This window comes from Streptococcus salivarius (assembly GCF_002094975.1).
Lineage (GTDB): Bacteria > Bacillota > Bacilli > Lactobacillales > Streptococcaceae > Streptococcus > Streptococcus salivarius_D.
In genome coordinates, this window is record NZ_CP015283.1 from 783,678 (window position 1) to 807,425 (window position 23,748).

Consider the following 23,748-nt stretch of genomic DNA (forward strand, 5'->3'; position numbering starts at 1 on the left):
TTGGCTCATTAAAATCAAGCAAACGAATAGTGGTTTTGATGATACAGCCAACGGCTCAAAAAATAGAAAAGAGAAAAAAATGGCAGAAAAAACATATGTAATGACACAAGCAGAGAAAGAACAACTTGAAGCGGAATTGGAGGAGTACAAACTCGTCCGTCGTCCAGAAGTTGTAGAACGTATTAAGATTGCACGTTCTTATGGTGACCTTTCAGAAAACTCTGAGTATGAAGCAGCCAAAGACGAGCAAGCCTTTGTTGAAGGACAAATTCAGATTCTTGAAACAAAAATTCGTTATGCAGAAATCGTTGATAGTGATGCTGTTGCTAATGACGAGGTTGCAATTGGTAAAACAGTTGTTGTTCAAGAAGTTGGTACAAACGACAAAGATACTTATCATATCGTTGGTGCAGCCGGTGCTGATATCTTCTCAGGTAAAATTTCAAATGAAAGCCCAATTGCTCAAGCCTTGATTGGTAAGAAAGTTGGCGACAAAGTCGCTATCGAATCACCAGCAGGTAGCTACTCTGTAGAAATCCTTAGTGTAGAAAAAACAGCCTAAGTGACTGTTGGCATTAAGGTGTCCAATATTTGAAACTAGTGGGAGTGAGACAAAACAGTTGTTCTGTCTCACTCCCTTTTTGCTTACCGGCGCTATTAGGAGTTAGGCTGGTCTGAATTAATCTATAAGAAAAGCACTCTTGGCATTTGCCAAGAGTGCTTTGTAGCTTATTTACGATTTTGCTTACCGGCATTACGGTTTTTCTTTGGTTTACTTGCAATTGCTTGAGTATTTTTTGGTGTTACATCTTTACGCTTGATTGGTGCAGTACGAGGTGCTTTTGGAGGGTTCTTTTTGAACTCTTCAGCAACTTTTTCTTTCAAGCGAGGTTTGATGATGTAGTTGGTAATCAACTGTTGGATAATAGAGAAGATACCACCAACGAACCAGTAGAGGATTACGGCTGCAGGTGAGCTAATACCAAAGAAAATCATCATGATTGGCATACTGTACATCGTCGCTGCCATTTGTTTACGTTGCTCTTCAGGAACTTGTTGAATAGACAACCAAGATTGGAAGTAGTAAAGAGCTGCGATGATGATAATCAATGGGAAGTCACGGTGACCAAGGTTAAACCAGAGGAAGTTATCTTGGAGTACACCAGGAGTGTAACGTGCTGCGTAGTAGAGTGCTGAGAAGAATGGGAACTGAATCAATAGAGGAAGACAGCCGACACCACCCATCAAGCTTAGACCGTTTTCACGCTGAGCTTGCATGAGTTCAGACTGGGCAGCCATTTTTTCCTCTTGAGTTTCGGCGTTACGCAAACGTTCGTTGATTGGTTCCAAGATAGGCGCAAGGTACTCACGTTTTGCTGATTGGTAGGCTGCGCTACGAGATTGGTGAAGACCAAGTGGCAAGATAATCAAACGAACAATGATGGTAACAAAGATAATACCAAGACCAAAGCCGAGACCAAGATTATCAGCGAAGTAGGTGATGACGTGGCTCATAGGGCGACCAAGGAGGTTCCAGACCCAACCAGTAGGATTACCAGACTTATCAAGGCTCACACATCCTGATAGGAAGAAAAGCATGCTGGCAGCAAGCCCCATCAGGGCTAGACGTTTTTGATTTTTATTCACAATATCATTCCTTTTGTTTTTTAGTTATACTTGTCTATTTTACCTTTTTTTAAGAAAGAGAACAAGCTAAAAACGGTGGCTTCCTCTTAATTAGCCATCCGAAAATCGCTGTAATTTGAGAAGTTTGCCATGGTCACATCGACATAGGTTACTTTAGACCATTTTGAAGGTCCTTTTCGAACTTCTTGAATAAATTTAGCTAACTTAGCAGGATTGTCTGACTGAGCTAGGATTTCAACAGTTCCGTCGTCATTATTCCAAACCCGACCGTATATATCTCCAATATCTAGTGCTAGAGCATAGGTTGAATAACGAAAACCAACACCTTGGACTCTTCCTGAGACTAATAATCGTACTTTTTGCATGATCCACGACCTCCTTTTGAAAGCTCTTTCTTTTAGTATAATCCTTGCTATAAAGTCGGTCAAGTCCAAGATTTATCAAGGAATTTCTGCTATAATGAGTGTATGGAAATCATTCAATCAAAGCAAAATGCTAGCATTAAGTCTGCTAGAAAATTATTGCAGCGCAAGCACCGTAAAACTAGTTATCTTTTAGAAGGATGGCATCTTTTTGAGGAAGCAAAGGCAAGTGGTGCTGAGATTCTTCAAGTTTTCGTGCTTGAGGAAATGGCTGATTGTGTGGCTAATATGGCTAAGGTGAAGTTGGTTAGTCCAGAGGTGCTCAAGGAGCTCTGTGAAACTCAGACCCCCCAAGGGATTGTGGCAGAAGTTGCTAAACAATCTCAAGCCTTGCCAGAGTCTCTCTCAGGTAAGTACCTTCTCTTGGAGGATGTTCAGGATCCTGGCAATGTAGGAACAATGATTCGCACAGCGGATGCCGCAGGTTACGATGGAGTTTTTTTGTCAGACAGATCAGCTGATATTTATAATCAGAAGACCTTGCGTTCTATGCAGGGAAGTCATTTCCATCTTCCAATCTATCGTGGACCTATTCTTGACATGGTTGAGGCTTGCAGAAAGCAAGGGGTACCCGTCTTGGCAACGACTCTCTCAGATGTCTCGGTTGACTATAAAGCAGTTAAGACAGATGGTAATTTTGCCTTAGTGATGGGAAATGAAGGTCAAGGAATTAGTCAGGAAATGGCTGAGTCTGCTGATCAACTTGTACATATTAGCATGCCAGGTCAGGCGGAGAGTCTGAATGTTGCTGTGGCAGCAGGAATTCTCATGTTTAGTCTCTAGGTCTCAAGGATGATTTTAGGAGAAAACAACTGACTTTTAAAGTAATTTTAAGCACTAGTGGTATAATGAAGAAGCATTAGAAACATTAATGAGGTATTATTATGAAACGACCAGAAGATGATAAAGAATTCATGGAAGTTGTGGGACATTTGATTTCACACCCACGTTTTCAAAAATTGGATGGGATTGTACAACACCATCATTCGACACGTTTAGAACACTCGGTTAATGTTAGTTACACCAGCTATAAGATTGCTAAAAAATTTGGCTGGGATGCCAAGAGTACTGCTCGAGGCGGTCTCTTACATGACTTTTTCTATTATGATTGGCGAGTGACTAAATTTAATAAGAGTCATGCTTGGGTACACCCACGTATTGCTGTTCGTAATGCTAGAAAGCTTGTTAATCTAAATAAAAAAGAAGAGGATATTATCCTCAAGCATATGTGGGGAGCAACGATTGCACCGCCGAAGTATAAGGAATCTTATATTGTTACTATGGTGGATAAGTATTGGGCGGTTAAAGAAGCGGCGACACCCTTACGAAACCGAATTAAAAATCGTAAGTTTTTCCGTCGTAAGACCCTACAAAGCCACCACCAATAATTCATTATTTTTAGGAGATAACTATGGAATCAAATGCAATTTATACGACTAGTGATGCGGGCTTAAGCCGCTTTTTCGGAAAGATTTATGGCCTTGTTGGTATGGGAGTGGGACTTTCAGCAGTCATTTCTTATCTGATGCTCTTCCCTCTCTCGCATGTTTTTGTCAATATTCTCATGAATTATTCTTGGGTTTACATGGCAGCCCTCTTTTTAGAGTTTGGTTTGGTCTTTTTGGCTAGCGGTGCTGCACGAAGAAATACACCTGCAGCCCTACCTTTATTTTTGGTTTATTCCGCTTTGAATGGATTTACACTTAGTTTTATCATCGTTCAATACACGCAAGCTATAGTTTTTCAAGCTTTCCTTAGCACTGCCATTGTTTTCTTTATCATGGCCCTTATCGGAGTTAGTATTAAGCGAGATCTATCAGGCATGGCTAAGTTCCTTATGGCAGCCTTGATTGGGATTATTGTGGCTAGCTTGATTAATATTTTCTTTGCAAGTAGCATGATGAGTTTTGTGATTAGTATTGTATCAATTCTTATTTTCTCTGGTTTAATTGCCTATGATAACCAGATGATTAAAAAGGTTTACTACGGTACCAATGGTCAGGTCACAGATGGATGGGCAGTTTCTATGGCACTTAGTCTTTACTTGGATTTCATTAACTTATTCTTGAATATCTTGCGACTCTTTGCTAGACGTAATTAGTAAAAAGAATCAGCCACCTGGCTGATTTTTTAATGTCTAATAGTTTTTTGTAAGTGTCCCTTGCTGGCCTGTGTAAGCGTAGAAGAGTGGGTAGTATTCCCATTTTCCGACATAGCTATCTTTATCTGGGAAGGCCCACTTGTCGTCTTTTTTAGTAAGTTCGACTGAGTAATTATCAAAGATATTTGTTCCTTCTGTCTTTGGTGCTGATGGGCTTACTTCTTTGATTGAATTCGGTAGGTAAGTTTCCATGTAGTATTGTCTTGTTAGTTGATCGACATTTCCAGCGTTGGCACCATTGCTTTGTAGGTAGTTTTTAAGGTCATCTGTGAGATTTGGGTGATTAGCACCATAGGCATCGTCTGCAGCTTTCATACTGATAGTTGACATGCTGACATTGAATTCTGCCTTATCTTTAGCGACAATAATGTTATCAACAGTATAGCTACCGCGTTCACGGTTAGCAGTTTGGACCCAACCAAAAACTTTTGGAATTTCATCACCGGTTGGTTTGATATGATCAGTATCATCATAGCTGTATTGAAGGCTATCTGAGAAATATTGGTTAAGTTCGCCCTTGGCTTTGTCCAAGTCGTTAGAAACAAATTTACTGTAGTCTTTGCTTTCACCACCTAGAAGAACTGCATTGAAATAAGCATCAACAGCCTTTTTAACATTGGTAGTTGTTTTACCATCGAAATCTTTTAGGCTAGTAGAAACTGTTTGTCCCTCTGTTTTCTCATCTTTTGATTCAAAATAGAGTTTATAGCTTTCGTCGTTGTTAACTTCGAAAAAGAGTGAGACAGTCTTGTAGTCGTCAGCTTCAAGCTTTCCAAAGTCATCTGTAGCGTCCTCTACGTTCTTATTTTTATTGAAGAGAGTAGGTAGGTCGCCCTTGTCGAGCTTGCTTGCTGTGACTTTTTTACCATCTTTATCTTTGAGGTAGAATTGTTTAGCAGATGTTTTAAGCTCATTTTCCATATCTTCCGAAGTATTCTCGAGTTTGAATGAAACTTCGACTAGGGTTTGGTCATCCTTGAGCTTGAGGTCGCTTCCTGACATATAGACAATATCGTTAACAGAAAGCTTGGCATCAAGTTTTGGCTTGGCACATGCTGAGAGCGTTAAGATGGCTGCTAGAGCAAGAGCCCCAGAGTAAAGATATTTTTTCATAAATAATCCCCATTATTTTATTAGGTTGTAGGTCTATTGTATCATGAAATATGCCTTGAGATTATTAGAAAATTGGGTTTCAAGCCTTTTCTTATGCTATAATAGGATTACTATTGTAAAAAAATGGAGAATCAAATGACAAAAACACCTTTTATTACGGCTGATAAACTTGAACAAATCACTGCAGAATTTCCAACACCTTTCCATCTTTACGATGAAAAAGGTATTCGTGAAACAGCGCGTGCAGTTAATGCAGCCTTTTCGTGGAATCCAGGTTTTAAAGAATTCTTTGCTGTAAAAGCTACACCTAATCCAGCAATCCTCAAAATCTTGAAGGAAGAAGGGTGTGGTGTCGATTGTGCGACCGATACAGAGCTTGTCATGAGTAAGAAAATTGGTTTTGATAGTAGCGCCATTAGCTTTACATCTAATGATACACGTGCAGAAGAGTTTGTTTACGCGCGTGATATTAATGCGACAATTAACCTTGATGCTTACGAAGATATCTTTTTCTTGGAAGAGGCTGCAGGGCTTCCTGAAACCCTTTCTTTGCGCTTTAACCCAGGGGGCGTCTTCTCTCTTGGTACTGATATCATGGATCATCCTGAAGAATCAAAATTTGGGATGACTAAGGAACAGCTCTTCAAAGGTTATGCCTACCTTAAAGAAAAAGGAGTGAAATCATTCGGTTTGCATGCTTTCTTAGCGTCAAATACAGTAACGAATGAGTATTACCCAACCTTGGCTGCTCAACTGTTTGAATTGGCGGTAGAAATCAAGAATGAACTTGGTGTTAGTCTTGACTTTATCAACTTATCAGGTGGTGTTGGAGTGGACTACACACCAGCCAATAAACAAAATGATATTGCCGTTATCGGTGAAGGCGTTCATGCTAAATTTGATGAAATCCTTGTTCCGAATGGTCTTGGACACATCAGTATTTACACTGAGCTTGGGCGTTTCATGACAGCACCTCATGGCCTTGTCGTTACTAAGGTTCTTCATATTAAGGACACTTATCGTCGCTATGTTGGTGTAGATGCTTCTGCGGTTAACTTGCTCCGTCCAGCTATGTACGATGCCTACCACCACATCACGAATATGACTAATCCAGATGGTGACATTCAAGTAGTTGATGTGACAGGTTCGCTTTGTGAAAATAATGATAAGTTTGCTAAGAACCGTGAATTGCCAGAAGCTCGTATTGGAGATACATTGGTTATCCACGACACAGGTGCTCATGGTTTCTCAATGGGTTACAACTATAATGGACGCCTTCGTTCTGCAGAAATTCTCTACCAAGAAGATGGCACAGCTCGTATGATTCGCCGTGCAGAGACGATGAATGATTACTTTGCCACTCTTGATGGTTTTGATTTTGACATTTAACAAAAAATAAGCTAGGCCTTAAAGGCTCTAGCTTATTTTACTTTAATGATGACAGCTTCAAGAATGATATCGGCTAATTCCTCAGGGGATTCGATACAGCCTTCTTTGAGCCAGATTGTCAAAATGGTAACAATAGTGCTAACATAAACTTCCAATGAATATTTGGCAGGGATATGATAGCTTTGTTCCATGAGCTCTGTAACATTTTCAATATCAGAGTTAAGGATAGTCTCGATAATGAATTCACGAATCATCTCATTGATGTTTGGAATGTGTGTCATCAAGGTGAGACAGAGTTTTTGATTTTCCTTAAGATATCGTAGCATTTCAGTGACAACACCTTCTTGGTAGGTCATGTCTTCCTGAAGAATACTTGAGATTTTATCTAAAATCTTTGAGAAGGTTGTTTCAACCAAATCTTCCTTATTTGAATAGTAGTAGTAGAAGGTCGGTCTGCTGAGATTTGCCTTCTTGATGATATCTGTGATGCTGATTTGTTCGAGTGAACTCTCCTCTAAGAGTTCAATAAATGCGTTGACAATTTTTCGTTCGGAAATAGTTGCTTCCTTGAGCATAAATAAACCCCTTTATATAAACATAATAATAATTCCACAACTTATATAATAACCTATTTTTTTTCTAGAAATCTTACAAGTCCTTTACAGTTGTAAGTGAAAAATACTGAAACTCTCATTTTATCAGTATTTTAAACGAAAAAACTATTTTTCTAGACGTTTTTAAGAATCAACGTCTTATTTGTCAGTAGGGGCCATTTTTGCTATAATATAAGGTAAATCAACATTATAGGAGAAATGAATTTATGAACACCGTCCTTTGGATTATTCTTGTTTTTGTAGCCCTTTTGGGTGGTTTTTATGGAGGCGCATACTTTGCCCGCAAACAAATGGAGAAAGAATTGGCTGAAAATCCTCGTTTGAATGTGGACGCTGTTCGTACCATGATGTCAGCTGCGGGTCAAAAACCAAATGAAGCAAAAGTGCGTCAAACATATAACCAAATTATCAAACAACAAAAACAAGCACTTGCAGATAGCAAGAAAAAGAAAAAATAATGGTGGGGAGCTGGGACGTGAATCTCAGCTTTTTACATGTAACCTAGGGGATAAGGAGGCAAGATGGATAATCGACCTATAGGATTTTTAGATTCTGGTGTCGGAGGACTGACGGTAGTACGTGAACTTAAACGTCAGTTGCCTCACGAGTCTATTGTTTATATTGGTGACTCTGCTAGGGCACCGTATGGTCCTAGACCGGCAGAACAAATCAGACAGTATACCTGGCAGTTGGTTAAATTCCTTCTGACCAAAGATGTAAAGATGATTGTTATTGCCTGTAATACGGCAACAGCAGTAGTTTGGGAGGAAATCAAAGGAGCCTTGGATATCCCAGTGCTAGGTGTGGTTTTGCCTGGTTCTAGTGCGGCTATTAAGTCTAGCCAATCGGGTCATATTGGTGTCATTGGGACTCCAATGACGATTGCCTCTAACATCTATGAACAAAAAATTAAGCATTTGGCACCACAAATGAATGTCTTGAGTTTATCTTGTCCTCGCTTTGCCCCTATTGTTGAATCCAATGAAATTAACTCAAGTGTGGCTAAAAAAATTGTTTATGAAAGCATGGCACCTTTAGTCGGTAAGGTAGATACCTTGGTTTTGGGTTGCACCCATTACCCACTTTTACGTCCCATCATCCAAAATGTTATGGGGCCAAGTGTCAAGCTAATTGATAGCGGAGCGGAAACAGTTCGTGATGTTTCTGTTTTGCTCAATTATTTTGAGATTAATCGTAGCCGTGAAGTCGAAGACAAGACGGAAGAATATTACACCACGGCTAGTGTGCTTGGTTTTAAAGAAATCGCAGAACAATGGCTAGGTGAAGAAGTTGCTGTCCAACATGTCGATTTGGACAAGGAGTTAGAAAATGACTAAATCAATTTTTGAATATAAAGACGAACAAGACTGGTATTTGGCTAGTTTTGGAAACTACAATCACTTGACTTGTTTTGGTGGTGATGAGGCCTATGAGCAATTTGTTGACTTTTTCCAAGCTTTGACTAACGTTTTGGCTGTTAGTGGCTTTCAGTTACATATTGCGAAACATTCTTCAGACCTTCGCTTGGTATCCTTTATTTTGGATTGCTTGAAAGAGGAAACTGGTCGTGACCTAGCTGTTACGCAACATCAAGGGGCTTTGGTAGTTAGTGAAGGAGATAAGCTTGTCTATGTACATGTGCCTAGAGAAGGTGTCGCCTTGAGCGATTTCTTTGGTTCTGATAACAAATCAGACTTTGGTGATGTCCTATTGATTGCGACACGCAATGAAGGAAAAACCAAGGAATTTCGTAAACTATTTGGAAAACTAGGTATTAAGGTAGAGAATCTTAATGATTATCCAGACCTTCCTGAAGTTGCTGAAACGGGTATGACCTTTGAAGAAAATGCACGCTTGAAGGCGGAAACCATTTCTGAATTAACTGGTAAAATGGTCCTTTCAGATGACTCTGGTTTGCAGGTAGATGTTCTTGGAGGTTTACCAGGAGTTTGGTCTGCTCGCTTTGCTGGTCCTGATGCTACGGATGATGAAAATAATGCTAAATTATTACACGAGCTGGCTATGGTGCTTGATGATAGCAAACGTACTGCGAACTTCCATACAACCCTAGTTGTTGCAGCCCCTGGACGTGATAGTTTGGTTGTTGATGCCGACTGGAAGGGTTATATTGGCCGAGAACCGAAAGGTGACAATGGTTTTGGTTATGATCCACTCTTTTTAGTTGGTAATACGGGTAAAACGGCAGCAGAGCTTTCTGCAGAAGAGAAAAATGAACAATCTCACCGTGGACAAGCTGTTAAGAAACTTATGGAGGTCTTCCCAGCATGGCAGAACAAACAATAATCGTAATGAGCGACTCCCATGGAGAACGTGACATTGTAGTAGATATAAAAAATCGTTATCAGGGGAAGGTAGATGCTATTTTCCATAACGGAGATTCTGAGTTAGAATCAAGTGATCCTGTCTGGGAAGGTATCCATGTGGTTCGTGGCAACTGTGATTATGATTCAGGTTATCCAGAACGTTTGGTCGTAAAACTTGGTGATGTGATTATTGCACAAACACATGGTCATCTTTATGGCATTAATTTTACCTGGGACAAGTTAGATCTTTGGGCGCAACAAGAGGATGCAGATATTTGCCTCTATGGCCACTTGCATGCGGCAGTAGCTTGGCGAAATGGTAAGACAGTGTTTATCAACCCAGGATCTGTTTCACAGCCACGTGGACCTATCCATGAGAAACTTTATGCTAAGGTGATTATAAACAGTTCAAAAATTCGTGTAGAATATTACACACGTGACCATGAACTTTATTCAGAACTTACACAGGAATTTGAACGATGATTGCTAAAGAATTTGAAGATTTTTTGTTGGCTCATTTAGATAATTATTTAATTCCATCAGATCAGGTTGCTATTTTTATTGATAGTCACAACGCTGATCATGTGGTCTTGCTTTTGACAAGCAATGGTTATTCGCGCGTTCCCGTTTTGACTAAGGATAAGCACTATCTTGGGACCATATCTTTGACAGATATTAAGCGTTATCAAGATGAACATAACTTGCAAGAGTGGGAGATGGTTAACCGTGATATCGGACCGATGACATCAGATGTCGTGGAAACAGTGGAAGATAATGCCAATCTAAATGAGGTAATGCATAAGCTAGTTAATAATCCTTTCCTTCCTGTGGTTGACAGCCAAGGTATTTTCAAAGGAATTATCACACGAAAATCGATTCTAAAGGCGGTTAATAGCCTCTTACATGACTTTACACATGACTATATCATCATTCCAAAAACAACTGACAACTCAGATCACTGATTTTCTGGCTACTAAGGTCATTTCGGAGAGTTCAAAGCAAGCTTATGCTTATGATCTTAAGCAGTTTGCAACGTCGATTTCAGGACAAATTGATCAAACCAGTCTCAAGCTCTATGAAAACCAACTGAAGGAATGGAAGCCATCCGTACAAAAGCGTAAGCGCTCTGCGGTCAATCAATTTTTGCTATACCTCTATCAAAAGGGGGAATTAGAGAAATTTTTCAAACTATCAGAGACGGTTACGATACCTTCTCAGGAGGATAAGTTGCGAATACTGGATCTTTCATCGCTTTATGAGGGGCGTGAAGGGGTTGGTAAGCTGTCTTGTCTGCTGATTCTAGAGTTGGGGCTATTACCTTCAGAGATTTTGGAGTTGGACTGGTCCGATATTGACTTGGATTTTGGTGTTGTAACTGTGGCCAAGGGAAGCACTAAGCGTGTTCTCAGACTTGAAGCAGATGTGAAGCAGTATTTGTTGGCTATTAAAGATGTCAACAGCCAGGGCTTGCTTTTGGGTAAGGTCTATACTCGACAATGGCTGTATAAGCAAATCCAGACTTATGTTAGTGACTGTGGCTTATCGAATGTAACTGCTCAAGTCTTGCGTCAGCAATTTATTCTTAGACAGATTGAAAAGGGAACGGGCGCCTTTGAACTTGCTCGTTTACTGGGACTAAAAAGTCCAGTGACCTTGGAGAAATACTATAAAACCTAATGGATATTAAGTTAAAAGATTTTGAGGGGCCACTGGATTTGTTGCTCCATCTGGTTTCTAAGTATGAGGTAGACATTTACGATGTTCCCATTGTTGAAGTTATCGAGCAATACTTGGCTTATTTGGCAACCTTGCAAGCCATGAAGCTTGAAGTTGCTGGGGAATATATGCTTATGGCTAGTCAGCTCATGCTGATTAAGAGTCGTAAGCTTCTGCCCACAGTGGTGGAAGCTGAGCCTGAAGCAGATGATCCTGAACAAGAGCTCTTGAGTCAATTGGAAGAATATGCACGCTTCAAAGCAGCTAGTCAAGAGTTGGCTAAGCAGCATGAGGTACGAGCTCAGTATTTTTCAAAACCAAAAGTTGAATTGGTTTATGAAGATGTGACGCTGAATCAGGATAAGACCATTCAAGATATTTTCTTGGCTTTTTCAAAAATCATGGCTGAAAAGCAGGAAGAAATTCGCCGAAATCACACGACTATTGCGCGTGACGATTATAAAATTGAAGACATGATGCTGATTATTGAGGAAGCATTCGGCTTAAAAAATGAGCTGTATCTGGATGAACTTTTCACAGATGCCAAAGATATGAATCAAGTAATCACCCTCTTTTTGGCAACTCTTGAATTGATTAAGGTACATCGCATATCAGTACAGCAGGAAACAATTTTTGGTACAATCACACTAAGAAAGGAATGGACGAATGAGTAGTCACTTAGCACGATTAGAAGCTTTACTTTTTGTGGCTGGTGAAGATGGTCTTAGTCTACGTACTATGGCGCAGCTTTTGGAAATGCCAGTGACGGGTCTGACTCAGTCCTTGGAGAAATTGCAAGCCAAGTACGCGGCAGATGAGGATTCAGCTCTTTGTTTATTGGAATCGTCAAATACCTATAAGCTGGTGACTAAGCCAGATTTTGCAAGTCTCCTTCGTAACTATTCTAAAACGCCAATCAACCAGAGTCTATCACGAGCGAGTCTCGAGGTCCTCTCTATAGTTGCTTATAAACAGCCTATTACACGTGCTGAAGTCGATGACATTAGAGGTGTTAATTCTAGTGGTGCTATTGCTAAACTTCAGGCCTTTGATCTCATTCAAGAGGCTGGTAAAAAAGATGCTGTCGGTCGTCCTAACCTATATGCGACTACTGATTATTTCCTAGACTTTATGGGGATTAATAGTTTAGAGGAACTTGTTGCTATTGATCAACTAGAACTTGAAGAGCAAGAAACGAGTCTCTTTAGGGAAGATGCTCCAGAGGAGCTTGAGGACTTGGACAATTAAGAGTAAACCTTGTTGAAACTAATCATTAAAAATAAAGAAACATAGCAGAGATGCTAGGTAGAAAGGATACAGCTTAAGCTGTAGAAAAAGAATGCGAATTAATAAATATATTGCCCACGCTGGTGTGGCCAGCCGTCGTAAGGCTGAGGAACTGATTAAAGAAGGTCGTGTGACCCTAAATGGGAAGACCGTTACGGAATTGGCAACTATTGTCAAAAACGGTGATGTCGTTGAGGTAAATGGTAGCCCAATTTATAATGAAGAGAAGGTCTATTATCTTCTTAATAAGCCACGAGGGGTTATTTCTTCGGTATCTGATGAGAAAAATCGTAAGACGGTGATTGACCTCATGCCCCACGTTAAGGAACGTATCTATCCTGTTGGTCGTCTTGACTGGGATACGACTGGCCTACTTATTTTGACTAATGATGGTGACTTTACCGATAAAATGATTCACCCACGTAATGAGATTGACAAGGTTTATTTGGCGCGTGTCAAAGGTATTGCGACCAAGGAGAACCTTCGTCCTTTGACTCGTGGAGTGGTCATTGATGGCAAAAAAACCAAGCCAGCACGTTACAATATTATCAAAGTTGACCATGAAAAGAATCGTTCAGTTGTTGAATTGACAATTCATGAAGGGCGTAACCACCAGGTTAAGAAAATGTTTGAATCAGTGGGCTTGCTCGTTGATAAGTTGTCTCGCACACGTTTTGGGACCCTTGATTTGACAGGTCTTCGTCCAGGTGAATCACGCCGTCTAAATAAGAAAGAAATCAGCCAGCTTCATAACGCTGCTGTCAATAAGGTCAAATAATGAAAAGATTTCTGATTGCCTTGGTCAGGGCTTATCAGAGATGGATTTCTCCCCTATTTCCACCGTCTTGTCGTTTTCGTCCAACTTGTTCGGTTTATATGATCCAAGCAATAGAAAAGCATGGCTTAAAGGGAGTTCTTATGGGAATTGCCCGTATCTTAAGATGTCACCCCCTATCAGAGACTGGAGATGATCCAGTGCCAGATTATTTTAGTCTAAAACGTAATAAAACTCCTTTGGATAAATGAATCCAAAGGAGTTTTTCTATGCTTAAGTTTTTGACCAAGTTTTTGGCAGGAAGAGGAGTAGTAAAGGATAGATTTCCAAACGTCCTGCAATCATAGCAAATCCCATGATAAGCTTAGATAAAGGACTGAAAATAGCAAAGCTATCAGTCGTTCCAAGTAATGGTCCAATGTTGTTAAAGGTTGAAGCAGCAGCACTTGTCACAATCAAGAGGTCTTGATTATCCAGTGACAAAACAGTGACTAAACTTAGTATAATGAGTACATATACAGCTAGGTATTTGAGAACACTGTGCTGCGTTTCTTTATCGAGAACACTTCCATTAATATGAAGTGACAGGATACGATTAGGATAGAGGCTAGCCAGGGTCTGATTTCGTGCAATCTTAGCAATAATCATAGCACGGATAACCTTGAAACCACCAGCCGTAGAACCCGCTGATCCCCCGATAAACATCAGGAGGAGTAGGATATACTGAGAGAAGAGTGGCCATTTGGTAATATCTGTCAGACCAAAACCAGTTGTTGTGATAATGGTTGACACTTCGAAAAATGAGTATTTGAAAGAGTCAGCCAAATTGTGGTAGATTCCAAAAATATTGAGGATAATTAAACCAGTTGAAATAGCCACAATCGCAAAGTAGGTACGTAGTTCTTCATCTTGGAAGAAAAACTTGATTTTGCGAAGGAGGATATAGAAATAAAGGTTGAAGTTAACCCCAAAGAGTAGGGTACCAACAGTAACCACATAGGTAATCAGATCGCTGTGGTAGTGGGCGATAGAGTCATTATAGACAGCAAATCCCCCAGTACCTGCGCCCCCCATAGCAGTGATGATACTATCAAAGATTGGCATACCGCAAAGCCAGAGAATAACAGCAAAAATAACGAACATGGTTAAATAGATGATGTAAAGAATTTGAGCTGTATTTTTGAGCTTGGCCACGACCTTACCAAAAACTGGACCAGGCACCTCTGCACGCATAACCTCATGGTGACCATTTTTACTGTTGTTCATGATGGCTAGGGCAAAGACCAATACCCCCATCCCTCCAATCAAGTGGGCGAAGCTTCGCCAGAAGAGGAGGGAGTGGGTAAGTACACCAGTATCTGTGAGAATAGTAGCCCCCGTGGTTGTAAAACCAGAGCTCATCTCGAAGAAGGCATCAATGACACTTGGAATCTGACCAGCAAAGACGAAGGGCAATCCTCCAAAGAAGGACCAGAGCACCCAACAGAGGGCTACAATAAGCATCCCTTCTTTGGTGTAAATATGGTAGTTTTTCGGTTTAAAGAGAGTACCAAGCACTCCGAGAAAGAGAAGAATCCCCATCGTACCCAAGATGCTGGCAAATACTTTGGCATCTTCTTGATAAATGAGGGCAACGATAAGTGGTACAACCAAGAGAGCAGCCTCAATAAGCAGGAGCTTGGCAATAAGAAAACGGACAATAGATCGATTCATGGCAGCTTACCTCTTCAACAAGTCGTAAATATGAGTTACATTTTGTAAGAGTGTAACGATCACGATTTTATCCCCAATAGCGAGTCTGTCTTCTCCCGTTGGGAAAATAGATTTTCCATTGCGAATAATAGCAGCGATAAGGACACCATTAGCAAATTCAAGCTCAGAAAGTTTCTTCCCAGCAATTTTGTTGTTTTCCTTAATTTGGAATTGCAAGGTTTCGATACGACCATTAGCCACATGGTGAAGGGCATCGAGACTTGAGTCTTTAGCATTATAACGCCCACGGACAAAGTGCATTACAGTGTCAACGGCAATACTCTTAGGTGTGACAATTGTTGTTGTCTCACGTGTATCGATAATCTCTAAAAGACTGGTACGGTTGACTTTAGTAATATTCTTGTGAATACCAAGGCTTTCGAGGAACATAGAGGTGATGATATTTTCTTCATCTACTCCAGTTAGGGTAGCTACGGCATCATAACTGGCTGCACTTTCCTCGAGAAGAAGGTCTTTAGCAGTACCGTCACCTAAGATAACAGAAACTTCAGGGAAGACCTGACTAAAGGTTTGCGCACGGTCCATTTTTTGCTCAATCAATTTGACCTTAATACGATTATTTTTCAAGATATTGAGCAAGTAGTAGGAGATGCGCCCAGCACCAATCAACAAAAGTTTTTTGATGCTTTTTGGTTTGATGTAACTGTGGAAAAGCGCCATATCAACACGTTTACCAGTGACATAAATCTTATCCCCAATTTGCATGGTAGCATTCCCATCTGGAATGATGAGTTCACCTTGACGGTCAATCGTACAAACTAGAATATTGCCGAATTTCTTACGGAATTGCTCCATTGTCATACCAGACAATTGGCTATTTTCAGTGACTTTAAATGCCATAAGAATAACGCGTCCATTAGCAAAAGTCTCAACTGATAGGGCGTTTGGAAATTCAACTGTATTGGCAATATAGCGAGCTGTTAAAAGTTCAGGATTAACCACTAATGAGAATCCAAGAAAGTTCTTGTCTTTGAAATAAGCATTTGAGTATTCTGGGTTACGCACACGAACAATAGTTTCTTTGGCACCCATTTGTTTAGCCAGAACGGCTGAAATCATGTTTACTTCATCTTTATCAGTCATCGCGATAAAGACATCGCAGTTACTAACCTCGGCTTGTTCCAAAATTTTAAAATTAGCCCCATTTCCAGCAAAGCCCATAACATCATAACGTTTGCTGAGGCGTTTGAGGACCTCTTCCTTTTCTTCAATTAAAATAACATCGTGCTTCTCTTCAACAAGAGAACGGCAGAGTGCGGTACCGACTTTACCGGCACCTACGACAATAATACGCATGAGTTACCTCCAAATAATCATTACTATGATACTCTATTTTAGCGGAAAAATCATCCTTTTCAGCTAGCTTTATCAACTATTCCTATTTAAGTGAATAAAGGTGAAATTTTTCTTTAAATAGTCTTGACTTTTAGACCAGAAGTGCTAAAATATATTCAAAGATTCGTTATTTTAAATCTAACCTGTCATGATTTAAGCTAATGAACGTCCACAACCATGTCGTCTGCTGAGCTTGACTCCGGGCGACATGGTATTTTTTATGTCTAGGAGAATTGAGATGTCACGTAATCATATTGTCTTGTTTGAACCTCGTATTCCACAAAACACCGGAAATATAGCACGTACCTGTGCAGCGACTAATAGCCCTCTTCATATCATCCGTCCTATGGGCTTTCCAATTGATGACAAGAAAATGAAACGTGCAGGTCTAGACTACTGGGATAAGCTTGACATCACTTATTATGATAATTTGGCAGATTTCATGTCCAAAAATCAAGATGGTCGTTTGCATCTAGTCACCAAGTTTGCGGATAAGACTTATTCAGAAGAGGCCTATGATGATGGTGAGGACCACTATTTTATGTTTGGTCGTGAGGATACAGGCCTACCTGAAGATTTTATGCGTGAGCATCCTGAAAAAGCTATTCGTATTCCGATGAATGATGAACATGTGCGTAGTCTAAATGTGTCCAACACTGTTTGTATGATTGTTTACGAAGCACTTCGTCAGCAACAGTTTGAGGGCTTGGAGCTGAGTCATCGTTATCAGCATGACAAGTTAAAATAGAGGTCTATTTTCTCTTATAAGAGTATCTATAGTCATTGACTATCAACAGATTAGAAATCCATAATTTGAGAACCTTGTCACCAAGGTTTTTTTATGTTATTCTTAAAAGGTCTTCAGGGCAGGGTGAAACTCCCGACCGGCGGTGATTCTATAGATAAGTCCGCGAGCGCAAGCTGATGAGGTGTGATTCCTCAACCGACAGTACAGTCTGGATGGAAGAAGACCAGTCTTTTTGCGTAGGCTTTTTTGGCATAGGCAAATCCATTGGGAACTTCTTTCAAATTGTTAAAATTTGGAGGAATTTTTTTATGACAAACACACGTAAATTGGCTTACATTGCCATTTTATCCGCAGTTTCATTCTTGTTGCTTTATTTTTCGTTTCCATTGATTCCAGCAGCAGACTTTTTGAAGGTTGATTTTTCAATCCTTCCTGTTCTGATTGCCTTGGTTATCTTTGATTTTAAGAGTGCCATTGGTGTTCTCTTGCTTCGTTCATTGTTGAAGCTTTTGCTAAACAATGGTGGTCCAGGATCAATGATTGGACTTCCTATGAATTTCGTTGCTCTAGGAGTCTTTGTTTGGGGCCTAAGCTATTTTTGGAAGAAAAATCAAACAAGCAAGAATTATATTTTTGGTTCTGTTGTAGGAACTGTCTTGCTTACAGTTGCTATGGTTATTCTTAACTATATTTATGCAGTACCACTCTATGCTAAATTTGCCAACTTTGATATTGCGCAATTCATAGGTCTCTATAAATATCTTTTCGCTATGGTAGTACCTTTCAATTTACTTCAAGGATTGATTTTTGCGGTAACCTTTGCTCTGATTTATGCTCCACTTAAGTCTATTCTAGTAAAATTATAAATATGAAACACAAACACACACATTATATTTATGCTTCTTTTGCCTTATTGTTATTTGTTGCTCTCGGTTACATGGTTAAGTTCTACCCTGAAGCCTTGACAGGATTTGATAGCAACATTCAAACTTGGGTTCGAGGAGACTTACCGGCAGGACTGACACGCTTTTTTAAAACGATTACCATACTTGGAAATACGCCCGTACAGGCTATTATTGCAATCGTAGCAGTAATCTGGCTTTATCTACGTCAGTATAAAGCAGAAGCTATCTTTGTAGGTGCCAGTGGGCTTCTCGCTAGTATCTTGATTGTAAGTTTAAAGTATATTTATCAGCGTCAACGCCCATCAATTACGCATTTAGTGCATGCTAGTGGTTATTCTTTCCCTAGTGGTCATTCTTTGGGAACTTTTATGATTCTTGGAGCAATTGCCATTGTTCTTGCTCAGCGTTTGGCGAAAAAAGAATCTAAAATAGCAGTTTATGGTATTACTGGGCTTCTGATTTTCCTTGTTGGACTTTCGCGTATTTATGTGGGTGTTCATTATCTAACAGATGTTTTAGCTGGCTTTACCTTAGCCTTTGGGTTGATTAATGCTATCTATCCAACTTATGACCGCATTCGCTTTGAATGGCGATTCCAAAGTAAACAGAAATAAAACAAACATGTAGTTTTTGAACTGCATGTTTTTTATTTGAAAAAAACATCAAAAATAGCGCAAAAAACTCTTCTTGTGTTATACTGTAATTGAGATTTTTTAAATTTTTGGTGTTAGAACTGTTGCCTCAGTCCTAGCACTTTTTCTTTGTCGTATTCTTGGTGTGTTGCGAGAATTTTGTAAATGATACGAAGTAGCTTATGTGCGCAATCAATGACGGCTTTCATCTTACTTCCTCTTTGGGAAATTTTGCTATAAAAAGATGAAAACGCATTGTCTTTAGAGTGAGCCGCAATCAATCCCGACATGGTCAAAGCCTGTTTGATATATCGATTTCCTTGCGTGATATGTGAGGATTTTTTAATGCCAGCACTTTCATAAGATCCTGGGCAGAGCCCAGCCCAAGAAGCTAAGTGTGCGTCCGATTGAAAAGCCTTCACATCTGGTCCAATCTCAGCTAAAATAGTGGCTGCACAAGTTTCACTCACACCAGGAATCATTTGAAGTAATCTATTTTCTTCAGGGAAACTCCTTTTCGATATAAGCTATTATTTCACTCCTTAATTTATTCATGAGTTTTTGATACAATTGATATTCTTCTAGGCTTTGCTCCAAGAGAAATCCATCCTCCAGTGACAACTTCCCATTCATGGCCTCCATTAATTCTTCGGGACTTGCTTTGACATGCTTGTGAATACAAGCTGTCACATTGTCATAATCAATGAGTTCCCCATTGATAAAGAGCGTTAAAAGAGACTGTCCTGTCTTAGAGAAGATATCAGAAAGATAGCTGGTTAGTTTGATATTAGCACGTTGTAAGAGGTTATGAATCTCATTCTTTATTTGAGTTTGACGTTGTTTGTAAGAACGTAACCTACGAGTGAGTAAACGTAACTGCATCACTTCAGGGCTTGGAATGTAAGATGGCTCAATAAGTCCACAACGTCCGAGCTGTGCAATCCATTCGGCATCTTTCATGTCTGTTTTTCGACCAGGCACATTCTTAATATGTTGGGGGTTAGCTAATATCAAATTGAGTTCTGAGTCTGAGAATATATTAAAGAGTGGTACCCAATATTGGCCAGTGCTTTCAAAAAAGACATGTGTGACGTGATTTTCCAATAACCAATCTAAGGCGTTTTGGAGAGCTATAGTTGTTGTACCAAATTTTTTCTGAATCTTTTTAGGTTTATTGCTTTCTAGTGGACCATCTAGAATACAACAAACGATAGACTTTTGGTGGACATCAATTCCACAACAAGTTTCAATCATAACTTCCATTACAAAAACCTCCTGTTAACTATTGAACAATAGAACAAGAGGCTATTAGTAATTTTATTTTCATGCTCAAGGCATATTCGAGTTATCTCATGACTCTTGTTCATCCAGTTTTTGATACAGGCTAGGCAAAGCCCTATTAAAGACAACGGATTGGTATTGTTCACCTTCATTATAAGCCGAACTTTCTTTTCTGTCATGAGTTAGCAGGCTAAGCCTGCTTAGAGTTTTTGATGCAAAGGAAGGGTCTTCTTATATAAAATGTATAAAAATAGCTTTTTTTGACTATTATTCTGTTAAAATCATATTAACTGTATATTAATTATATTATAATTATGATATAATATTTTTAAACTTTTGAATAAAGGAGAGTCTCTTGAACATAAAAGACAGCATTGGACTAAGAATCAAAACTGAGCGTGAACGTCAGCAGATGTCACGTGAAGTACTATGTTTAGATGGTGCGGAGTTGACTGTTCGCCAGTTAATTCGCATTGAAAAAGGGGAATCTCTCCCGTCTTTAGATAGACTATCTTACATCGCAAAACGTCTAGGAAAAAATATGGCCGATCTATTGGATCATGACAATATTACTATCCCTGATGAATATTATGAGATGAAGAATCGTTTGATTAAGTTTCCAACGTACAGAAACCCAGAAAGAATAAAGGATAAACTTGCCTTAATTGAGGAAGTCTATGAGAAATTCTTTGAACTTCTTCCAGAAGAAGAACTATTAACTCTAGATATTTTGGAAAATATATTAAGTTTCACTAGTTGGGAGGAGAGTCCAAAGGTTGAGGAAATATATGAAGATTTATTTGAACAGGTCAAAAGGAAGAAGAAATTCTCAACTAACGATTTATTAGTTATTGACTATTATTTCTTCCATCTTTATGGAAGAAAACAGTATGACAAAAAACTTTTTGAAAAAATCGTAAAGAGAGTATTAAATCAGGAAATTTGGACAGATGATGTCCATAATATTGTTTTATTTAATGATTTGATGGCTATTGCTGCTTTGAAGATTTTTCACAATTCCTTTTCAGACTTCTTAACAGTTGTGGATAAAGCATTAGCCGTTATAGAAAAATCACAATTCTATAGCTATAAACCTAGTGTTTTTGTTCTCAAAGCTAAATATGAACTTCTGCATAAGGGAAATAAGAAAAAGGCTGCAGAGAATTACGATAAGGCCATAATGTTTGCTTCCGTTTTAGAAGACTCGGTTTTAGAAGAAAGTATAAAAGCAGGGAAAGCGGCAGATGGTTTATAGAAATGGTGGTGACATAAATGTCACTACTTTTTTAATGGTTAAATGTTTACTATAGAAACATAAATAACAGTTAAAAGGAGTTTTATTTTGAAAAAACTAAATTTATTTACACTATTCTCACTACTTATCACTATCTTGCCTTATTTCACAGGTTGTCTTTAATAAGGAGTCACCATGTCAAAATATCCATATATTTCACAGATTGATCAGCGTGATTGTGGTGTCGCTGCCTTAGCCATGATTCTTAAACACTATGGTTCATCTTATAGTTTAGCTTATTTGCGGGAGTTGGCTCAGACTTCTCGTGAAGGCACTTCTGCGCTTGGTTTGGTTGAAGCGGCCAAGCAGTTGGGTCTTGAAACTCAGGCTATTCGTGCGGATTTAGACTTGTTTAAACAAGAAAACCTATCTTATCCTTTTATTGCACATGTGGTTAAAGAAGGTGGACTGCAACATTATTATACGGTGTTTGGTCAAATCAAGGGGCAGCTTATTATTGGTGATCCAGATCCTAGCAAGAAGGTCATTAAAATGCCCTTAGAGGAGTTTGCCAAAGAGTGGACGGGAGTTGCTCTCTTTTTTGTTCCAGGAAAATCCTATACTAAATACAAAGAAGATGTACCTGGGCTTCTTTCATTTTTACCGATTTTGTTTCGTCGTAAGGGTTTGATTGCAGTTATTGTCTTGTTAAGTTTTCTAGTGACCCTTGTTAATATTATTGGTTCTTATTATTTGCAATCTATTATTGACCGCTTGATTCCTCAGGAGGCTTACACTCTTCTGACCATGATTTCGCTAGGCCTATGTATCTCTTATCTAGCTCAACAAGTATTTACTTTTTTCAAAGATTATCTTCTACATCGATTGGGAAATTACTTGTCCATTGCTGTCATCCTTCCTTATATTAAGCATGTCCTTTCCTTACCTATTAGTTTCTTTAGTTCACGTCGTACTGGTGAAATCACGTCACGTTTTGGAGATGCCAACACTATTATCGATGCTCTAGCTTCAACGATTTTATCGATTTTCCTAGATGTGACCATTGTGATGACTCTAGCTGTGGCTCTTATTGTACAAAATCAGTCACTTTTTGTGATGACTCTCACGGTAGTGCCTCTTTATGTTTTAATCATTTTGGCATTCTATAAGCTTTTTGAAAAGGAAAATTATCAATTGATGGAGGCAAATAGTCAGGTCAATACCGCTGTTATTGATGATTTGAGAGGCATTGAAACCTTAAAATCCTTGAGAGTTGAAGAAAGACGCTATCAGGAAATTGAGGTGAAATTCCATGACTATTTGAAGAAGTCTTTGTCTAAGGCCAAGTGGCAATTAACGCAGGATGGTTTAAAGACAGGGGTTCAGTTAGTTTCCAATGTCTTTATCCTCTGGTATGGGGCACAATTGGTCATGGAAGGGCAACTATCTGCAGGTCAGTTGATTACTTATAATATGTTGCTGAATTATTTTACAACTCCTTTAATTAATATTATTAATCTCCAATCCAAAATTCAGCAAGCCAAAGTAGCCAATAATCGTCTTCAAGAAGTTTATGTTGTGGATAAGGAAGAAAAAGGAAAACTTAAAGAGTTTTCTTTTAAACAACTTGCTCTTAAAGGAGTCAGTCACCGTTTTAGTTATCAGCAAGAGACGCTTAGTAAGATTGATTTAACGATTCATAAGGGTGAGAAAATCGCCCTCATGGGTAAAAGTGGATCTGGGAAAACAACCTTAGCGAAAATGTTGTCAGGTTATTACACAAAATCTAGTGGTCATGTAACCCTAGATAAAGATGCTATTGGCCATGCGGAGTTACGTCAAATGGTGACTTATGTTCCCCAGCAGACCTATGTGTTTACAGGAACCATTTTAGAAAATCTGCTATTAGGATTTGAAGGAGAAGTTGACGAGAAAAAGCTCCTTAAGGTATGCCAACAAGCTGATATCTTAGAGGATATTCAAAAAATGCCACTAGGTTTTCAGACCCAAGTATCTGAGGATGGTGGTCTATCTGGTGGTCAAAAACAACGCTTGGCGATAGCGAGGGCCCTCTTGTCCAAGCAGCCTATCTTGATTTTTGACGAAGCTACCAGTGGTCTCGATAGTGATACTGAAAGCAGGGTCATGGCTAATCTTGCTAAGATTAAACGAACAATGATTTTTATTGCTCACCGCAATAGTGTCCGTCAACATGTCAGCCGTGTAGTGACCATGGGGGGTGGTCAGATTGAGTCGGACAGTCCTAATTTCAATCCATTCCAGTTTATTTAAAAAATCTACCTATTATATATGTAGAAAACTTAAGAAGTCTAAATTTTCACATCTTGCACCTATCTTCTTTATATAGTATACTGGTAGCATATTATTAAGA

28 protein-coding genes and 1 riboswitch are annotated in these 23,748 nt (G+C 39.2%); of the genes, 20 read left to right on the forward strand and 8 right to left on the reverse strand.

The window, feature by feature from the left end; genetic code table 11:
* Positions 1–79 precede the first annotated feature (79 nt).
* Complete coding sequence (gene greA / locus V471_RS04095; RefSeq protein WP_002883697.1) at positions 80–562, forward strand: transcription elongation factor GreA; 483 nt, start codon at positions 80–82, stop codon at positions 560–562.
* Positions 563–729: 167 nt separating this feature from the next.
* Here greA and yidC read toward each other — a convergent pair whose 3' ends face one another.
* Complete coding sequence (gene yidC, locus V471_RS04100) at positions 730–1,647, reverse strand: membrane protein insertase YidC (protein ID WP_084871130.1); 918 nt, start codon at positions 1,645–1,647, stop codon at positions 730–732.
* Positions 1,648–1,733: 86 nt separating this feature from the next.
* Positions 1,734–2,012, reverse strand: coding sequence for an acylphosphatase (locus V471_RS04105; RefSeq protein ID WP_013990023.1), 279 nt, complete (start codon positions 2,010–2,012; stop codon positions 1,734–1,736).
* A gap of 102 nt (positions 2,013–2,114) precedes the next feature.
* Here V471_RS04105 and V471_RS04110 point away from each other — a divergent pair, with 102 nt between their 5' ends.
* The 3 genes from V471_RS04110 (at position 2,115) to V471_RS04120 (ending at position 4,170) form a co-directional block, all read left to right on the forward strand.
* Entirely contained in the window at positions 2,115–2,852 is a 738-nt protein-coding gene (locus V471_RS04110) for a TrmH family RNA methyltransferase (protein ID WP_049553983.1), read from the forward strand.
* Positions 2,853–2,953: 101 nt separating this feature from the next.
* Positions 2,954–3,457, forward strand: coding sequence for an HD domain-containing protein (locus V471_RS04115; protein ID WP_002883682.1), 504 nt, complete (start codon positions 2,954–2,956; stop codon positions 3,455–3,457).
* 23 nt (positions 3,458–3,480) lie between these two features.
* Positions 3,481–4,170, forward strand: coding sequence for a Bax inhibitor-1/YccA family protein (locus tag V471_RS04120; protein ID WP_002886525.1), 690 nt, complete (start codon positions 3,481–3,483; stop codon positions 4,168–4,170).
* Between the two features lie 36 nt (positions 4,171–4,206).
* Here V471_RS04120 and V471_RS04125 read toward each other — a convergent pair whose 3' ends face one another.
* Positions 4,207–5,343, reverse strand: coding sequence for a DUF5105 domain-containing protein (locus tag V471_RS04125; RefSeq protein WP_013990025.1), 1,137 nt, complete (start codon positions 5,341–5,343; stop codon positions 4,207–4,209).
* Positions 5,344–5,478: 135 nt separating this feature from the next.
* On the opposite strand from V471_RS04125, the gene V471_RS04130 reads away from it, so the two are divergent.
* Positions 5,479–6,732 carry a diaminopimelate decarboxylase gene (locus V471_RS04130; protein WP_002886527.1) on the forward strand — a complete coding sequence of 418 codons (1,254 nt, stop codon included), beginning with the start codon at positions 5,479–5,481 and terminating at the stop codon, positions 6,730–6,732.
* A gap of 32 nt (positions 6,733–6,764) precedes the next feature.
* Here the strand turns inward: V471_RS04130 and V471_RS04135 are convergent, their stop codons facing one another.
* Positions 6,765–7,307 (reverse strand): TetR/AcrR family transcriptional regulator, encoded by a 543-nt coding sequence (locus V471_RS04135; RefSeq protein ID WP_002886528.1) that lies wholly within the window; start codon positions 7,305–7,307, stop codon positions 6,765–6,767.
* Positions 7,308–7,552: 245 nt separating this feature from the next.
* Between V471_RS04135 and V471_RS04140 the strand changes: the two genes are divergently transcribed.
* The 10 genes from V471_RS04140 to yidD all read left to right on the forward strand — a co-directional run bounded on the left by V471_RS04140 (position 7,553) and on the right by yidD (position 13,699).
* The gene (locus V471_RS04140) at positions 7,553–7,804 is read left to right on the forward strand and encodes a YneF family protein (protein ID WP_002883695.1); all 252 of its coding nucleotides are present in this window, start codon (positions 7,553–7,555) and stop codon (positions 7,802–7,804) included.
* Positions 7,805–7,867: 63 nt separating this feature from the next.
* Positions 7,868–8,683 (forward strand): glutamate racemase, encoded by an 816-nt coding sequence (gene racE / locus V471_RS04145; RefSeq protein WP_002883619.1) that lies wholly within the window; start codon positions 7,868–7,870, stop codon positions 8,681–8,683.
* A complete protein-coding gene (locus V471_RS04150) occupies positions 8,676–9,650 on the forward strand; it encodes a nucleoside-triphosphate diphosphatase (RefSeq protein WP_002886529.1) in 975 nt (324 codons plus the stop codon). The genes racE and V471_RS04150 overlap by 8 nt, the downstream gene beginning before the upstream one ends.
* Positions 9,632–10,153, forward strand: a complete 522-nt coding sequence (locus V471_RS04155) for a metallophosphoesterase (RefSeq protein ID WP_084871131.1) — start codon at positions 9,632–9,634, stop codon at positions 10,151–10,153. Before V471_RS04150 ends, V471_RS04155 begins: the two co-directional genes overlap by 19 nt.
* Positions 10,150–10,632 carry a cyclic-di-AMP-binding protein CbpB gene (cbpB, locus tag V471_RS04160; RefSeq protein WP_002883680.1) on the forward strand — a complete coding sequence of 161 codons (483 nt, stop codon included), beginning with the start codon at positions 10,150–10,152 and terminating at the stop codon, positions 10,630–10,632. Before V471_RS04155 ends, cbpB begins: the two co-directional genes overlap by 4 nt.
* Positions 10,586–11,347 (forward strand): site-specific tyrosine recombinase XerD, encoded by a 762-nt coding sequence (gene xerD, locus V471_RS04165; RefSeq protein WP_013990030.1) that lies wholly within the window; start codon positions 10,586–10,588, stop codon positions 11,345–11,347. The genes cbpB and xerD overlap by 47 nt, the downstream gene beginning before the upstream one ends.
* Positions 11,347–12,060 (forward strand): segregation/condensation protein A, encoded by a 714-nt coding sequence (locus V471_RS04170; protein ID WP_049553982.1) that lies wholly within the window; start codon positions 11,347–11,349, stop codon positions 12,058–12,060. The genes xerD and V471_RS04170 overlap by 1 nt, the downstream gene beginning before the upstream one ends.
* On the forward strand, positions 12,053–12,634 hold the full coding sequence (scpB, locus tag V471_RS04175; RefSeq protein ID WP_049553981.1) for an SMC-Scp complex subunit ScpB: 582 nt from the start codon (positions 12,053–12,055) through the stop codon (positions 12,632–12,634). The genes V471_RS04170 and scpB overlap by 8 nt, the downstream gene beginning before the upstream one ends.
* Before the next feature lie 91 nt (positions 12,635–12,725).
* Entirely contained in the window at positions 12,726–13,451 is a 726-nt protein-coding gene (locus V471_RS04180) for a pseudouridine synthase (RefSeq protein WP_049529103.1), read from the forward strand.
* Positions 13,451–13,699 carry a membrane protein insertion efficiency factor YidD gene (gene yidD, locus V471_RS04185; RefSeq protein ID WP_013990033.1) on the forward strand — a complete coding sequence of 83 codons (249 nt, stop codon included), beginning with the start codon at positions 13,451–13,453 and terminating at the stop codon, positions 13,697–13,699. The genes V471_RS04180 and yidD overlap by 1 nt, the downstream gene beginning before the upstream one ends.
* A gap of 22 nt (positions 13,700–13,721) precedes the next feature.
* Here the strand turns inward: yidD and V471_RS04190 are convergent, their stop codons facing one another.
* Together V471_RS04190 and trkA are read right to left on the reverse strand one after the other, a co-directional pair.
* Positions 13,722–15,161, reverse strand: a complete 1,440-nt coding sequence (locus V471_RS04190; protein WP_045769250.1) for a TrkH family potassium uptake protein — start codon at positions 15,159–15,161, stop codon at positions 13,722–13,724.
* Between the two features lie 6 nt (positions 15,162–15,167).
* Positions 15,168–16,517: a Trk system potassium transporter TrkA gene (gene trkA / locus V471_RS04195; RefSeq protein ID WP_014633874.1), complete on the reverse strand. Its 1,350-nt coding sequence runs from the start codon at positions 16,515–16,517 to the stop codon at positions 15,168–15,170.
* Between the two features lie 277 nt (positions 16,518–16,794).
* Here trkA and V471_RS04200 point away from each other — a divergent pair, with 277 nt between their 5' ends.
* From V471_RS04200 to V471_RS04210, 3 genes are all read left to right on the forward strand, one after another.
* Positions 16,795–17,304 carry a tRNA (cytidine(34)-2'-O)-methyltransferase gene (locus V471_RS04200; protein ID WP_049529100.1) on the forward strand — a complete coding sequence of 170 codons (510 nt, stop codon included), beginning with the start codon at positions 16,795–16,797 and terminating at the stop codon, positions 17,302–17,304.
* 105 nt (positions 17,305–17,409) lie between these two features.
* Positions 17,410–17,532: riboswitch (FMN riboswitch) on the forward strand.
* A gap of 80 nt (positions 17,533–17,612) precedes the next feature.
* Positions 17,613–18,170, forward strand: a complete 558-nt coding sequence (locus tag V471_RS04205; protein WP_049529098.1) for an ECF transporter S component — start codon at positions 17,613–17,615, stop codon at positions 18,168–18,170.
* Positions 18,171–18,172: 2 nt separating this feature from the next.
* Positions 18,173–18,823, forward strand: coding sequence for a phosphatase PAP2 family protein (locus tag V471_RS04210; protein WP_045001950.1), 651 nt, complete (start codon positions 18,173–18,175; stop codon positions 18,821–18,823).
* 113 nt (positions 18,824–18,936) lie between these two features.
* Here V471_RS04210 and V471_RS04215 read toward each other — a convergent pair whose 3' ends face one another.
* The gene (locus tag V471_RS04215) at positions 18,937–19,323 is read right to left on the reverse strand and encodes an IS110 family transposase (RefSeq protein WP_002886743.1); all 387 of its coding nucleotides are present in this window, start codon (positions 19,321–19,323) and stop codon (positions 18,937–18,939) included.
* A gap of 19 nt (positions 19,324–19,342) precedes the next feature.
* Complete coding sequence (locus tag V471_RS04220) at positions 19,343–20,104, reverse strand: IS110 family RNA-guided transposase (RefSeq protein WP_157108258.1); 762 nt, start codon at positions 20,102–20,104, stop codon at positions 19,343–19,345.
* Between the two features lie 373 nt (positions 20,105–20,477).
* Between V471_RS04220 and V471_RS04225 the strand changes: the two genes are divergently transcribed.
* Complete coding sequence (locus V471_RS04225; RefSeq protein ID WP_084871132.1) at positions 20,478–21,377, forward strand: helix-turn-helix transcriptional regulator; 900 nt, start codon at positions 20,478–20,480, stop codon at positions 21,375–21,377.
* A gap of 174 nt (positions 21,378–21,551) precedes the next feature.
* Entirely contained in the window at positions 21,552–23,648 is a 2,097-nt protein-coding gene (locus V471_RS04230) for a peptide cleavage/export ABC transporter (protein WP_049529069.1), read from the forward strand.
* The last annotated feature ends 100 nt before the right edge of the window (positions 23,649–23,748 follow it).